We start from the raw sequence: 14892 nt of genomic DNA on the forward strand, positions 1-14892 counted from the left end.
CCTTATAAGTATTTAAAAATTGTATAGATAATTTTATAACCTGCCCCTAGGGTTCCTTTTATTGTTCCACTCACTTTTGAAACTCCGATTCTTTGCCTGTAATTCACAGGAACATCTTTCGTACGCAAATTTAACTTAGCAGCCTTTAATTGCATTTCTACTGTCCAGCCATAAGTTTGATCTTGCATCCTAATTTTCATTAAGCTATCGTATCTAACTGCCCTAAAAGGTCCTAAGTCGGTGTATCGCTTTTTATAAAAGAGCTTAATGAGGGTAGTTGCCAGCCAGTTTCCAAATACCTGCTGTGGAGTCATACTTCCTCTCTCTTTTTGTCCCAGGGCGCGTGAGCCAATAACTAGATCCGCATGGTCGTCGATGATTGGTTTGATAAGGTCAACCAATTGCTCGGGATAATCAGAGTGATCTCCATCAAGAAAAACGAGTATATCTGGCTTGGTAGTGGACGAGGCTATGTGACTCATTCCTTTAAGGCATGCATTTCCATAGCCTCTTTTGGGTTCTTTTAATACAGTGGCTCCCCTGGATTTAGCCTGCTCGAACGTATCATCCGTAGAGCCATTATCCACTACGATGATTTCAGAAACCCACTCCTTTGGGATTTCATCTATTACAAGACCTACTGCATTTTGCTCATTAAATGCAGGGATAATTACTCGGATGTCTGGTTTACCCAACGAAGTGCTTCATTAATTGAAGGCAAAGGTATCCTACTCGCCAGTTCAATCATGTACTTACGAAGACATTCGAGCTAATTCATTTTTTTGAAAATAAACCCCATGGTTTTTTCACCAGCAGAAATGACAGCAGTTAGCTTTTCTCCTTCCAAAAAATATTGAATTTTCTTAGGAAAATCATGTTGAGGATTTTCACTTTCGAATCCTGTTTTACTTATCTCTGTTACTTTGAAATATGTTGGCTCAGCATTGCTACTTACATTGGCTACATAGTAAATGGTCTCGTCCTTTTCTACTAGGGCTAGTGATTCCACAAAAGTGGTATCTGCACCTCTCATGGATATACCCAGACCACTATATCCATCGCTGGTTCGCTCCCAAACTTCAAATGCAGTTGTTCCTGGTCGCACATTTTGTCTTTCCCATTTTCCTTCTAGCCATTTAAAATCCTCCATGGCTTGAGAAAAACTGAAGTGGGCAAAAAAAAGTCCGAAGACTATGAGTATTGATTTTTTCATCATTTTTCTGACAATGATAGATAGACCGGATTTTTAAATATTGTAAAAACCCGACATTACTTTTTCAGAAAAAAGTTTGCCAGATTGACCTCATCAAATCCATACTTTGAAGGCTCCTCTCCTGTAAATTCTTTGAAATTTTTGATGAAGTGTGATTGATCAAAATAGCCGGATTGTAGGGCTGTTCGAATCCATGAACTACTTTGTTCTTTGATAACCTCAAATATGTAATTGAAGCGAATAATACGACAGTAGAATTTTGGAGTAAGGCCTATTACTTTTTTAAAGTGTCTTTCAAATTGACGAGTGCTCAGATTAATATCTTTAGCTAGAATTGCAATATCTATGAGTCCGTGACTCTCAAAAATTGCAGTAACACTGCTCCTGGTTTTTTCTTGAATTTGAATTGTACTTAAATGCTTAGAAAGCCAATTTTCAGCATGGTGAATGGCTTCATGACCAGAGTTCGAAATCATTTTGAGGCCATCTGCTTTGGCACTTAATAGTGTTTGAATGTCTTCTACCTTATCAGTGAAATTGGATACATCTTGTTGAAACAATTCAAAAAAAGCCCAAGGGTACAGTTTTATACCCAGCATACCAGACCTAGCTGTATTTTCCAGAAAGAAATACTTGCTGATTTGACTGGAGAAAAGAATTGAAGATTGCTCTTCCCATTGTCCTGAGAGGTTGATCCGATACGGATCACCATAATGTATGATGATTTCACTGAATCCGTCTGGGATAATTTTCTGCTGCACTCGCTTAGGATCGTCATTTTCATAGATCCAATATTCCTTAACTATGCTTTTTAAGAAGTCTGATGGAGTGAAGCTCTCAAAGTACATTTAAACAAATTATGTCCATTAATCGTTCATCAACTTTACTTTTCCACTTTTGACATAGATGGTCTTCACGTCTTTAATTTCTAGGTTCCGTTCTTTTATAGTTTGCATAAACTTCCAGGTTGCCGTGGAGCCATCTTCTTCGAGACTAAGTACCATGTAGCCATGATCTCGCATGTTTCCGTACTTTAGATGAGGATTAATCTCAGAGTTAATAATACGATCTTCATGCAACAAAACCAGACTATCCGGAAAGCTTTCATTCGCATTTCCTGAATTGATCGAAGTAGCTCCAAACTCAACTGCAAATGCACCTTCGCCGGTTTGTTGATTGTAGCCAAGAAAAGGTTTATTCGTTGATTCAAAAGCCCAGGCGGTATGCGTATCGCCTGTGATGAAAATTACATTTTCAATTGGTTTAGTTTTTATTGCATCAGCTATAAGTTGCTGCTCTATTGGATAGCCATCCCATGAGTCAAGGTTTATTTGAAAAGTAGGCCATGCATAGTTTAAGTAAGAAAAAACCACTTGATTGCCAATTACTTTCCATTTGGCCTTAGAGACTTTTAGATTTTCTATGAACCAGTCTCTTTGTTCTTTTCCTAGCATCGTCCTGGATGAATCTAACAAGGAGGGATCTCCCAAACTATCAGCGATAAATGTTCTTCCTTCCAGCCGTTCATCTAACATAATTAAATCAACTAATTCCCCAAATTGAAACTTCCGGTAGTGTTTATCCTCTTCTCGGATAGGAATCCATTCATAGTAAACCTGACGAGCTACATTTTTTCTATCTTCATAATTTCCTTCGTCGGCCTGATGGTTTTGAGCACCATCTTTATATGAATTGTTAGCGATTTCATGGTCGTCCCAGATATTGATGAAGGGATGGTTGGCATGGGCTGCTATGAGGTCTTTGTCCAATCTATATTGAGAGTATCGAGTTCTGTAGTCTTGTAAAGTGATAATCTCTTTAGCAGGCACTGGAGAACGATCAAGCGTTGTATCTCCGTATCCACCGGGTGCATACTCATAAATATAATCACCTAAGTGAATGATAGCATCAAGTTCTTCACTAGCTAAGGCACCATATGCATTGAAATACCCCCACTCGTAGTTGCTGCAGCTAACAACTCCTAAGTTGATTTTTTTTGGATTTTTTGATGCAGTTTTTGTCTTACCAACCATAGAGCTTTTTCCTAAAGCATGAAAACGAAAGAAATAGGATGCACCTTCATCCAACCCGGTTACATCAATTTTCACTGTATAGTCTCTACTTGGATCAGTAGATGTTGTTCCGGTTTTAACAATTTCCTGAAAATTTTCATCTGATGAGACTTCCCAAACTACATCAATGTCAGGTAGTGAATCATTTGGAGTTACTCGTGTCCAGATAATTACCCGATCATACAAGGGGTCACCTGAGGCAACACCATGGTAGAATGGTGACAATGAAGGATCACGCAAATAAGCCACCTCTTCAGTTAATGGAGGATGTTTTTCTGGTCCGCTACAAAATGAAAAAAGGAAAGCAAAGCCAAATGAAAAGAGATATTTCATCACTTCTTAATTTTATTCTAATATAAAATCAAGATAACATGATTCCTTACAAGTAATGTTATACAATTATTACTAAACGATAGAGATGGATTTTTTGGCCCAATCGACTATGTCAGTCGAATTAAAGATATCAGCTGGAATGGTATAATAAGGCATCTTTCCATGCTTTTCAGCACCTTGATTGATATATTCTTTCTCCAATTCAGGGTCTACCTTAAATAAACAGTTCCCCTTAGAGTCAACCATTCCGAACATTTTCCCTTCATGAAAGATCCCATGTCCTCCGAACATCTTCTTAGAGGTAATCCCTTTAATAGATGCTAACTTTTCAACTAGTAATTCGGCTGAAAGTGCAGCTTCATTTGTGTGTTTATCTCCTTTCTGTCCCATTTTTTCATTTATGACGATTAAGATAACACGAACTGGACTATTTCAAATCCAGAAAGACTCCCACTGAATATGACGGGGCTGCTAAAATTAATCGTGCGCTAAACGCTCCGCTGTATGAAGCAGAAACTCCCAATTTTTCCGTGGCGTAATAAGCAACTTCATAAGTGTAAGAAACAAACTCTGTGTTGTTGGCAAAAATGGTCGTTCCACTACTTCCTTCGGCTGAGGTCAGTCCGTTTTGAAGAGATTCTACGGCATCTACACGTAAGATTGTCCAGAGTTTATTTTTTAGAAAAGAAGCACCTACTTCACCTCCAGTTCTGAATTCATCAGAAAAGTTTTTTGTTCGATTATTGAAACCAGCATAGATGTTTCCATAGGCATTTATTTTACCGATAGAAAATGAACGACTCAAATCAAATCTTAACATTTGGTTGAATTCTCCATCGCCTGTTTGGAGCGAACCATCACTTCCACCATCATTTTTACCAAGAGGCAGACCGAAAAGCAAAGTTCCAGCGAAAGCAAATTTACTTCCTGGCTTACTTATTCCGTATTTAAGGGCTATATCTGTGTCTCCAATTGAGTTAACAGCCTCGCCCGGAGAAGTTACCATACCGGTTGTTCCTGAAACTTGTTCATTTCTGTATGTTCTGCTAAAAAAAGGAAAATAGGCGATCGCAGTAACCCTGTCTGTAATTCCATACTCTCCATAAAAAGAAGAATTGAATATGCCTGTAGTTGCATTTGGATCAATGCTACCATTACTTGTGTAGTGTTTAGCGGCCTCTACCCACCACTGGGAGACTTTGTAATAAGCAGCTCCTTTTGATTTGGTCCAACCACCTCCTGCGCTCACGTAGACAGGGGTCATTAGCAGAATTAATAGAATTGATTTTTGAAGTTTACTCAATGTCTCCATGGCCAACTTTGACTTTAAAAGGTTTACAGTAATAGAATATGTATTCATAATCAAACAGGTCGACATTGGGAATTAGGTAAGAGTGTGCACCGTTAAATACAGTAACTGCTCCAATTTCATATCCTCCTGCAGGTGAATTGGGATTGTTTGTGAGGTAAACGTAAAGGCCTGGTAGTCCCTGATCTGCTATATAATTTGCTTCAAACTCAATTAATAGGTTTTCACCATCTTGGGAAATATCGAAATTACCCTGAAGGTCGTAGCTACTGGTAGTCATTATCTTCCCTGATCGTATTTCCAGAGAGCCTGAGGTGGGATCATCTGATACATCTGAATCAATAGTTGCAATAACAGGGATGTTATTAATTGTCGCAGCTACAGTGAAAGTCACTTCTCCATAATCCAGACCTGTTGCAAGCCCATCTTGATTAATAATGGCTACTGAAGCATCTGAAGTAGACCATACTACCTCATCAGGAGTTGTTTCATTTCCTACATTATCAAAAAAAATCGGTTCAAACTGCCATGTGGTATTGATCTCGAGATTTGATATGGTATTAGTCACACGAACTTCAGGCTCTACCTGATCCATTATAATGTCCTCGCCAACACATCCAAAAAGCACTACAAGCAAAATAGATAATTTTTTCATCGTCTATTTATTTACTTCTATACTATCGTTTCCTAATAAAATTGGTTGGTTAAATCGACCTTCTTCATCTCGATTTTCCAGGTTAAGGACGCCTCGCGGACAAACTGCGGAGCAAACACCACATCCCACACATGAAGATCGAATAATATTTTGTCCTCTTTGTGCATACCATCTCACGTCAATTCCCATTTCACAATACGTGGAACAGTTACCACATGAAATACATTGACCCCCGTTTGTGGTGATTCTAAAACGAGACTTAAATCGCTGCACAAGCCCAAGGTATGCGGCCAGCGGACAGCCAAATCGGCACCATACTCTGTTTCCCATTAAGGGGTAAAAGCCGGTACCCACAACTCCTGAAAATATGGATCCGATGGCAAAACCGTAGGGTTTTCTTAAATAGGTATAGGTATCAATTCCCATAATCGTATTGGAGCCTGTGATAAAGGAATAGAGGACTCCTATGGTCATAATAACTGCAAAAACCAGCACTGCATGAACCAGGTAACGTTCTATCTGCCAGGCCTTAAGTGACTTATCCGAGAGTTGTCTGAACGGATCACCAGCAGTCTCAGCTAATCCTCCACACCCACATACCCATGAGCAATACCACCTTTTACCAAAAAAGTACACAAACACTGGCACTCCTATAACAAACAAGGTAATCCCCCAGGCAAACATGAAGATTCCTGCTCCTCCAGAGGAGGTAAGGGTATTGATATGCCATGCGTCAAAGAAATCGTAATCCAGTGGCCACATATTCTTAAAATCAAAATAGGGTTGGTTGAGGCGAACCAAAATTTCAGGTATTAAGAAAGCGAACGCCAATTGAAAAAACATGACCGAGCATGTACGAAAAACCTGGTATTTATTGTGTCGGTATTTAATGATCATTCGGACTCCCATCACCAATACTGTGAACGTATAGAGGAACCCATAAAGAAACCATTGACTCGAGGTAGCAGAGGGGTTAATAAGCTTTTGGAGTGGATCGACAATTATGATCCAATTGGTGATGTATGCCGGAAAGAAATAAAGCAGAATGTAAAATCCTATCAATAGCACACCAGTCAAAATACCCATCCAGCCTCGACTATTGAGCGCATGATCAAAAACGTGATTGTTCTTAATTCCCGGAGGGCCATTTAGTCTAACCTGTGGTAGAATAAACATAAGCGCACCAACAGCTCCGATGACGTAGATTAAAAGGAAGGTTAGCAGTTTGTTATCAGGCACAAACCCCTCTGCTGAGGCTCTAGTGAGCGAACCCACATAATCATCGTAAATCACATCATTCCATCGCTGTTCAGCTCTTGCTTTTACATTTACCTGCTCAACAGCACTTTTGATGTCATTTACAAATGGAATACTAACACTATATGTTTTATCGAAAACTTCTTTGAATACTGGCCTCAAACTCTCCTGATGCTCAGTTTTTACTATTGAATCAAAAGATTTTTCAGTAAGTGTAAAACTTGAGAGGAAAAAACTGCTGAGGAATAAACCCAATGAAAATAGAAATAGAATAAGTCCGGTATATCTAATGGCTTTCATTTTTACGCAAATATTTTTTCTAAAAATCCTTTTTTTCGAACACTTACTTGTTGATCAGGAAATTCTCCGTTGAATTTTTTCTGAATCTCTCCTTCCCAATGTTTATAAAACTCCGGATCAAAATTGGCTTCAGGCAAGTTTGATATGATGTAATCCAATGGACGTTTCTCACTTAGCCACTTATCCCATACCTCGTGTCTGTTTCTGATTCCAAAAAGATTGACCCCCCGAACTTCCAGGGTTTCTTTCTTATAGATGATCTTAATGCATTTTTCTTTGTCATCACATTCCCAATAAAATGAAGCGGAATCCTCCGGACATTCTGGTAAAACAACCCCGTAATTCTGATACTCTATATCGAAGAATTTGGCGGAATTAAACCAGATTCCTGGTTGGTATTTGGTTGGTTGTCCGGTAACTGTCCGTGCTACGGCCTCACCCATCATTCTTCCGACGTACCATACAGCTTCGATAGGTCTTCTGTGAGATGGAGCATTCTTCAATTGAGCACAATCCCCAATAGCATATACATCCGGAATGTTTGTTTGAAGATTCTCATCCACTAAAATTCCACGGTCAACCTCAACCTTAGATTTCTTTATAAGATCTATGTTTGGATGAACACCCACAGTGAGGCCAACAAACTGACAGTCTATTATTTCTCCGGACTTGGTTTTGATACCTTTTACTTTTCCATTCCCATCGTCAAGAATTTCTTCCAACTCTGTTTCCTGTCTCAGGTCAATACCATGTTTGGCAAGATGATTATCTATTAGGGTAGCTTCTTCCTTGGGAAGCATGTTACCCCAAAAATGCTCCTCACGAATAAGATAGGTAACAGGAATGTGCCTCGAGTGAAGCATTTCAGCCATTTCCACTCCAATTAATCCACCTCCAAGAATCACGGCCCGGTCAACATTTTGAGTATTCTTCTCCATCAATTCTAGATCTTGATAGGAGTAAAGGCCTTGAACACCGTCTAGATCCTGACCGGGCCATCCAAATTTATTGGATTGACTACCAGTGGCCAGAATGAGTTTGTCATAAGCCATCGTTTCAGACCCGTCAAATCTGATTTCTTTTTTGTCAAAATCTATTGATTGAACCCACGCTCTTTTTAAATCGATATTATTTTCTCCCCAAAACCAGTCCTCATATGGCTTGGTGTTTTCATATTTCATATGGCCCATGTAGATGTACATGAGTGCTGTTCTGGAAAAGAAATGATCGGTTTCACCAGAAATAACAGTGATCTGATCGTTGGATAATTTTCGGATATTTCTTGCTGCCGTAATCCCGGCTACTCCATTTCCGATTATGACAATTTTTTGCATTGAGTGAGTTTAGATGTTCAATAATACGGAGATGTATAATTGTGTAGGTTTCAAGATACGAATAACAACCCCCGATTGTCAAGGGATTGACATAGTATATGTTAAAAAATGCAAATCAATTATGTGGTAAAAACTACAGTATGAGGGGGTTTTAATTGATTTGTATCGGTAAAGCCACATTTGTCAATCAGGTGACAAAAAAATATTCAAACCTTACTAATCTAATTTCTGTTTAATACGTACCTATAAATGGTGATTAGGTGAAATGGGTGGGTTAGCGTGCAAAGGCACGTTTCTATTCGGTTAGGTTAGGTTACGATTATCCCATCCATAATATTGGGGCCCTCCCTGGGCCCCTTTTTTTATGTCAATACTTCCTTCGGGATGTGTAAGTATTTTTGTAAGTCACCACTTTGAATAAGTGCTTTAGGATTTCCTAAGAGCATATCTTTTGCAAAATCCATACACCAAAAAGTGTCACAAGTTTTAGCAGAAAGCTGTATTTCGTGCGTAGAAATTAGAATGCTTTTTCCAGCAGTACTGATTTTTTTTAAAAGCTCTAGCACCTCAATTTTATTCCTTAAATCAAGGTGTGAGGTGGGTTCATCGAGTATGATGAGGTTAGTGTCCTGAGCAAGAGCTCGTGCAATCATGACCTTCTGTAGTTGTCCATCACTAAGTTCGAAAAGTCGTTTTTTTGCGAGATAGTTTATCTCCATTTGGGTGATGGCCTCTTCTATTTTTTCCCGATCCTGTTTTTTCAAAGTGCCTAACCAACCCAGGTAAGGGTGTCTGCCTAATGCTATGAGTTCAACCACTGATAGGTTTAATGATTCTGGTCGGCCAGTAAGAACGACACTTATTTGAGTGGCAATCGATTTAGAATTTTGAGCATTAATTTCTTTGCCACCAAGCAAGATTTCGCCTTTAAGTCTGGGTTGAAGTCCACATATTGTGCGGATAAATGTGGATTTACCTACTCCGTTTTGTCCCACTAGACCAATTAGTTGCCCAGGGGCTATCGATAGGTTAATGTTTTTGACAAGAATTTTTTCTGGCTCATACCCAATATCTACCCCATTTATTTCTAATAATTTCATCAGAAGGAATAGTTAAGATTTGATTTTCTTAAGATCAACCAGATTACAAAGGGAGCACCGAAAAGCGAGGTTACCGCATTTATCGGTAGCGTCTCCTCCATGCCTGGTAGCTGCGCCAGCAAGTCAAAAATGATTAACAAAGTACTACCTATTAGAATTACCAATGGAGTTAAAAAGAGGTGGTTACCCGTATTGAAAATCATTCTGGCAATATGTGGTACTGCGAGCCCTATGAATGCGATTGGACCGCAAAAAGCAGTAACTGTACCGGCCAATAGGCTTGTATTTATTATAATGAGCATTCTGGCTCTTTTCAGGTTTACACCTAAAGATTCCGCATAATATTCTCCCAGAAGTAGTGCATTCAAAGGTTTAGAAAGCAGAAATGAAAATAGCAGAGATAGTATAATTACAGGAGCCATGACCTGCAGTTCATTCCAGGAAAGGCTTCCCAGGCTACCAAAGCTCCAGATTACGTACGCTTGAATATTTTCTGCCTGACTGAAGTACTGGAGAATGCTAACAAGTGCACCAACAGCAGATCCAAACATTAGGCCGATGATCAGAAGAGAAACACCGGACCTGATTCGGAATGAGGCGATGAGCACGACTGATAAAACAATAAATGAACCTAATCCGGCAGCACTTACAAGTAGCCAACTTCGTCCTAAACCGGTCATTTCTATAAAACCCCCGAGCCAAAAACCGAGAAATATTACCAATGCGACACCCAAGCCCGCCCCTGAACTTATTCCCAAAATAAATGGGCCAGCCAATGGGTTGCGAAATAGTGTCTGCATCTGAAGGCCACTAATTGCGAGTGCACTCCCTGCTAGTACAGATGTCAATGTTTTTGGGATTCGAAAATTTTGGATAATGTTTGACCACACTTCATTATCCGTTGATCCAAAAATATGATGCAATACGAAACTGAATGGGATTTTGACAGAACCTAATGATAAGCTCAGAATAGTGCTTAGGAGTAAAATAAGTGTGAGTAGAAGAAAAACCACACGCCACTTTTTTTTAGATTCGTCAATTTTAGATTCAATCATTTTATGTTCTGGAAATATACTGATTCGTAATCCGGTAGTAATTCAGGGTGTAGAATTTTTATCAAATCTGCCAAAACCAGATCGGGTCTTGAGTACCCTGATTCAAAAAAGTCATAACCTCCATTTGGTCCAATTTTTTTGTTATAGTTATAAACTTCTTCGTTTTTGAAAGCTTGAAAAGTCTCATATCTTTCATCTTGTCCGCTCATTTGTTCCATGCTATTTAAGGTTGAGGTTCCGATCCAAAATTGCGCTTTATTTCCTTTTTCGTAGACAGATTCAAAACTTAGCTCCAGCCAACCTGTTGTGGTATCTGCATCCCACAAATACTCACCTCCGGCGTTCTCGAAAAATGTTGCTGCCCAATTATCTCCACCCGGGAGAAACCATGTGTCTCCATAAACCACTCCGCTCAGAATACTTGGCTTTGTTTCTACAGTGCTTGCCAATTTTTTCAATCGATTATATTCGGATGCGATCTGGTTAAATATGGAATCTGCTTGCTGCTCTTTTCCTAGTAATGCTCCGAAAAACTTAATCCACTCAGCTCTGCCTAGAGGAGACTGCTCCAAAAAATCGGAATTGTAGTAAACCGGAATACCTGATTCTTTGATTTTATCAAGGGTCTTAGATTCTCCACCCATATCAAATGCAATGACTGCATCCGGATTGATTCCTAATAGTAATTCCATATTCATACTACCATCGGGACCAAGATCAGTAAGAAGCCCTTCATTGGCTCTTTCTATAAAAATTTCAGAGCTTATGTACTTTAAATTTGGAAAGCCGATGACGGATTCCTCAGAATCGAGTAATTCAAAAAAGGGGAGGTGGGAGGTAGATGTACAGACGATTTTATTAGGTTTTTCTCCTATTAAATACCTTATCGGACTACTAGCATTGGGCCAGGGCTCATCAACCACGAGGTATCTATTATCTCCCTCAATTTCAAAATGAAAACCCTTTGCATACTGTACGCTTTCTGATTTAGAAACAGGTATTTTTTCTTTTGTTGGACCTGAACACGACCAGAGGAGAATGAATATCATGAAGATAAGTCTATACATAGTTCAAAAGTAGCTCATCGGTATATCAAAGTTGTTTAGCTTTACCCTCGATTTGGTTTCGATTCCACAACAGTGGAGGAGAATTAAAATGGGAATCTCGTGACCGGCACTGCTGGAAATCGAGAGCTGTCCCCGCAACTGTAAGTCTGCAGAATGTTTTAGCCTTTATAAATCCACTATCTAAGAGATGGGAAGGAAGCTAAAACCAGACAAGCCAGGAGACCTGCCAGTCAATAAATATAATTCTAAGCTTCGGGTGAAAGCAGAGGAAGGGGTTAGCTCCATTCTTTCTACGAGGCTCATAGTACCAATTATCTATGAGAAAACTACAATTAATCATTGCATGTATATGCACGGGATGGACTGTCAAGGCGCAGGACACCCTCAAAACCGTCCAGCTGGATGAAGTGGTGGTTACAGGCACCAAATCTGCAATTCCTGTTGAAAAATCAGGGAAATCTATTTTTAAAATCACACAAAAGGATATTGAATCCAGTGGTAGCCGTACAGTGGCGGATATCCTTAATGAAGTTCCGGGAGTTCAAATGGACGGAAACTTTGGGCCACTTGGAACAAACATTGGATACTTTGTTCGTGGGGCATCCAGCAAGCGTACACTTGTACTGATCGACGGTGTTCCATTTAATGATCCTTCAGGAATTGACCAAACCTATGATTTAAGATTACTGGATCTGGATCAAGTAGAATCCATCGAGATATTAAAAGGAGGATTAAGCACGCTTTACGGAACAGGAGCTACGGCCGGAGTAATAAATATCACTCTCAAAAAAGCTAAAGAAAAAGGTGTAATTGGAACTGTGAGTCTCGATTACGGTAGCTTTAATACCGTAAATCCTAATCTAAGTATTTCAAAAAAATCGGAGGAGTTGAGCATTGTAATCAATGTAGGCTACCGAAAGTCTGATGGTTTTTCAGCAGCTAGAGACGAATCCGGGGCTGAAAACTTTGACGATGATGGATTTAAAGGGTTTAATTTTTTAGGGAAGGTGGGTTATGAATTCACTGATCGATTTGATATCGTTTTCACAGGAGCGTTGGATGATTTTAGGGCTGATTATGATCAGGGAGCATTCACTGATGGTGACAACTTTACAGAATATCAACAAATAAGAATGGGGTTGTCACCCAAACTTGAATGGCAGGGAGGAAATCTGAGAGGAGATTTTTTTATCACAAATTTGGATCGCCTATTCAATTCTCCAGACTTCTTTGATCCAAATGCACGATTTGTTGATGAATATGATGCAACAAATACACAATTTGATCTAGTGATTGATCAAAATTTAAATGAAAATTTTAAGTTGATTGGTGGAATAAATTATCAAAAATTGGCTTATAGTCAGCCAAGTATCGATGAGACGAACTTCACCATGATTGACCCTTATGCTTCCCTGATTTTCGATCAATCAAGCTTCAATTTTCAAGTAGGAGCAAGGCTAAATAATCATAGTGAGTATGGTAACAACTTTGTCTGGAATGTAAATCCTTCTTATTCGATAAATAGTGGAGAATCAACTATTAAAGTATTCGCATCATATTCCACCTCATTCATCGCACCCTCATTGTTTCAATTATTTGGACCATTTGGAGCCAATACAGCACTAGAACCTGAAGAGTCTAAATCAGCTGAAGGAGGTTTTACCCTTTTACAAGGAAGAGTTAAGGTAGAAGCTGTTTATTTCTATCGTAAGGACAAAAACCTGATTATTTTCACTGATCAATATGACAATGCCGGAGAAATAATAGAAACAGATGGTATTGAGTTTAATGGTGCATTTGACCTTTCAGAAAAGATTAGCCTTTCAGCAAATTATACATTCCTGAGAAGATTGGATGACTCAAGACTTTACCGAATCCCATCACATAAATACGGTGCTTCGTTAGGATATCAGCCACTGGATGGTTTAAACATTTCACTGAACTACATACACACCGGAGAGCGAAGACAACAATATTTTAATAACACCACTTTTGCCGTGGATGAAGCTGAGTTGAAAGCTTTCGATTTGTTGGACCTGATTACCTCGTTCCAATATCAGAATTTCACTTTTTCAGCGGGCATCAATAATTTATTAGATGAAGACTATCAAGCGATATATGGATTCAACTCGGTAGAAAGAAATTACAGGATTGGTATCAAATATCAATTCAACTAAATAGCTCATCCACAGCTTTACGAACAGATATTTTTTGGGAGGAGATTAGCTCCTCCCTTTTTTTAATTTCCTGTTTAATTTCTGGTTTCGAATAAAAGCTACTCTGCAATCGCGCACTAATTCGCTCATGAAACCATTTTATCCCTTGATTTTTTCGGTTTTCGTAAAACCACTCATTAGATTTTGAATGAGCCACATATTTTTCGATCTCTTTCCAAGCTTCATCAATACCTTTTTTTTCGAGGGCCGAACATAATCCAACTGGTACAACCCAGTTAGCGTCATTAGGCGGGAAGAGGTGTACAGCGTTTTTATAGTCTTCTCGAGCTCTTTTAGCAGCTTTGGTATTATCCTTATCAGCTTTATTGATTAGGATGTGGTCTGCCATTTCCATGATGCCACGTTTTATGCCTTGAAGTTCATCTCCACCACCTGCAAGCATGAGAAGCAGAAAGTAGTCTACCATGTCTTTAACTACAGTTTCACTTTGTCCAACGCCAACGGTCTCGATAAGAATGACATCATAGCCTGCAGCCTCACACAAAAGGATCGCTTCACGTGTACTTGAAGCAACACCACCAAGACTGGATCCAGATGCTGAGGGTCTGATGTATGCGTTGGGATCTCTGGATAATTCATCCATTCGTGTTTTATCACCCAGTATGCTCCCTTTAGTGCGATTACTGCTTGGATCTATGGATAAAACGGCAACTTTTTTTCCTTTAGCTGTGAGCATTTTACCGAATACTTCTATAAATGTACTCTTCCCAACACCAGGTACTCCTGTGATGCCGATTCGTAAGCTTTTACCCGATCTTTGAATGATTTTGTCAATTAGTTCTGCACTCAGGGCTTTATCGTCGCTTCTTTTACTTTCGACAAGAGTTATGGATTGGCTAAGAAAAACCCTATTTCCGCTCAGTAGGCCATCTATTAAGTCTTGTAGATGAATTTTAGGTGTTCGCCGAAAAGTTGAATCCATAGGACGATTATTAAAGTTTTTATTGCGTAATTTGAAGA

The 14892-nt window shown here is 39.2% G+C and carries 14 protein-coding genes and 1 riboswitch; of the genes, 1 reads left to right on the plus strand and 13 read right to left on the minus strand.

From position 1 onward, the window contains the following. Window positions 1-2: 2 nt before the first annotated feature. The 12 genes from ACO05G_RS01680 to ACO05G_RS01735 all read right to left on the minus strand — a co-directional run bounded on the left by ACO05G_RS01680 (window position 3) and on the right by ACO05G_RS01735 (window position 11677). Entirely contained in the window at window positions 3-695 is a 693-nt protein-coding gene (locus tag ACO05G_RS01680) for a glycosyltransferase family 2 protein (protein ID WP_421764401.1), read from the minus strand. Window positions 696-769: 74 nt separating this feature from the next. Beyond that, window positions 770-1216: a DUF6265 family protein gene (locus ACO05G_RS01685; RefSeq protein ID WP_421764402.1), complete on the minus strand. Its 447-nt coding sequence runs from the start codon at window positions 1214-1216 to the stop codon at window positions 770-772. A 53-nt stretch (window positions 1217-1269) separates the two neighbouring features. After that, entirely contained in the window at window positions 1270-2061 is a 792-nt protein-coding gene (locus ACO05G_RS01690) for a DUF6597 domain-containing transcriptional factor (RefSeq protein ID WP_421764403.1), read from the minus strand. Between the two features lie 18 nt (window positions 2062-2079). After that, window positions 2080-3618: an alkaline phosphatase D family protein gene (locus tag ACO05G_RS01695; RefSeq protein ID WP_421764404.1), complete on the minus strand. Its 1539-nt coding sequence runs from the start codon at window positions 3616-3618 to the stop codon at window positions 2080-2082. A 72-nt stretch (window positions 3619-3690) separates the two neighbouring features. Continuing rightward, a complete protein-coding gene (locus tag ACO05G_RS01700) occupies window positions 3691-4008 on the minus strand; it encodes a TfoX/Sxy family protein (protein WP_421764405.1) in 318 nt (105 codons plus the stop codon). A 37-nt stretch (window positions 4009-4045) separates the two neighbouring features. After that, window positions 4046-4882, minus strand: coding sequence for a hypothetical protein (locus tag ACO05G_RS01705; RefSeq protein ID WP_421764406.1), 837 nt, complete (start codon window positions 4880-4882; stop codon window positions 4046-4048). Between the two features lie 31 nt (window positions 4883-4913). After that, window positions 4914-5582, minus strand: a complete 669-nt coding sequence (locus ACO05G_RS01710) for an Ig-like domain-containing protein (protein ID WP_421764407.1) — start codon at window positions 5580-5582, stop codon at window positions 4914-4916. Between the two features lie 3 nt (window positions 5583-5585). Continuing rightward, window positions 5586-7139, minus strand: coding sequence for a 4Fe-4S binding protein (locus tag ACO05G_RS01715; protein WP_421764408.1), 1554 nt, complete (start codon window positions 7137-7139; stop codon window positions 5586-5588). 2 nt (window positions 7140-7141) lie between these two features. Continuing rightward, window positions 7142-8473 carry an NAD(P)/FAD-dependent oxidoreductase gene (locus ACO05G_RS01720; protein WP_421764409.1) on the minus strand — a complete coding sequence of 444 codons (1332 nt, stop codon included), beginning with the start codon at window positions 8471-8473 and terminating at the stop codon, window positions 7142-7144. A 362-nt stretch (window positions 8474-8835) separates the two neighbouring features. Further along, the gene (locus ACO05G_RS01725) at window positions 8836-9573 is read right to left on the minus strand and encodes an ABC transporter ATP-binding protein (RefSeq protein WP_421764410.1); all 738 of its coding nucleotides are present in this window, start codon (window positions 9571-9573) and stop codon (window positions 8836-8838) included. After that, window positions 9573-10628: an iron chelate uptake ABC transporter family permease subunit gene (locus tag ACO05G_RS01730; RefSeq protein ID WP_421764411.1), complete on the minus strand. Its 1056-nt coding sequence runs from the start codon at window positions 10626-10628 to the stop codon at window positions 9573-9575. Before ACO05G_RS01730 ends, ACO05G_RS01725 begins: the two co-directional genes overlap by 1 nt. Beyond that, complete coding sequence (locus ACO05G_RS01735; RefSeq protein WP_421764412.1) at window positions 10625-11677, minus strand: ABC transporter substrate-binding protein; 1053 nt, start codon at window positions 11675-11677, stop codon at window positions 10625-10627. The genes ACO05G_RS01730 and ACO05G_RS01735 overlap by 4 nt, the downstream gene beginning before the upstream one ends. A 54-nt stretch (window positions 11678-11731) precedes the next feature. Further along, window positions 11732-11940: riboswitch (cobalamin riboswitch) on the plus strand. A gap of 72 nt (window positions 11941-12012) precedes the next feature. Between ACO05G_RS01735 and ACO05G_RS01740 the strand changes: the two genes are divergently transcribed. Beyond that, window positions 12013-13872: a TonB-dependent receptor plug domain-containing protein gene (locus tag ACO05G_RS01740; protein ID WP_421764413.1), complete on the plus strand. Its 1860-nt coding sequence runs from the start codon at window positions 12013-12015 to the stop codon at window positions 13870-13872. Here ACO05G_RS01740 and meaB read toward each other — a convergent pair. Beyond that, entirely contained in the window at window positions 13865-14854 is a 990-nt protein-coding gene (meaB, locus tag ACO05G_RS01745; RefSeq protein WP_421764414.1) for a methylmalonyl Co-A mutase-associated GTPase MeaB, read from the minus strand. The genes ACO05G_RS01740 and meaB overlap by 8 nt on opposite strands. Window positions 14855-14892 lie beyond the last annotated feature (38 nt).

Source organism: Ekhidna sp., assembly GCF_965227465.1.
Lineage (GTDB): Bacteria > Bacteroidota > Bacteroidia > Cytophagales > Cyclobacteriaceae > Ekhidna.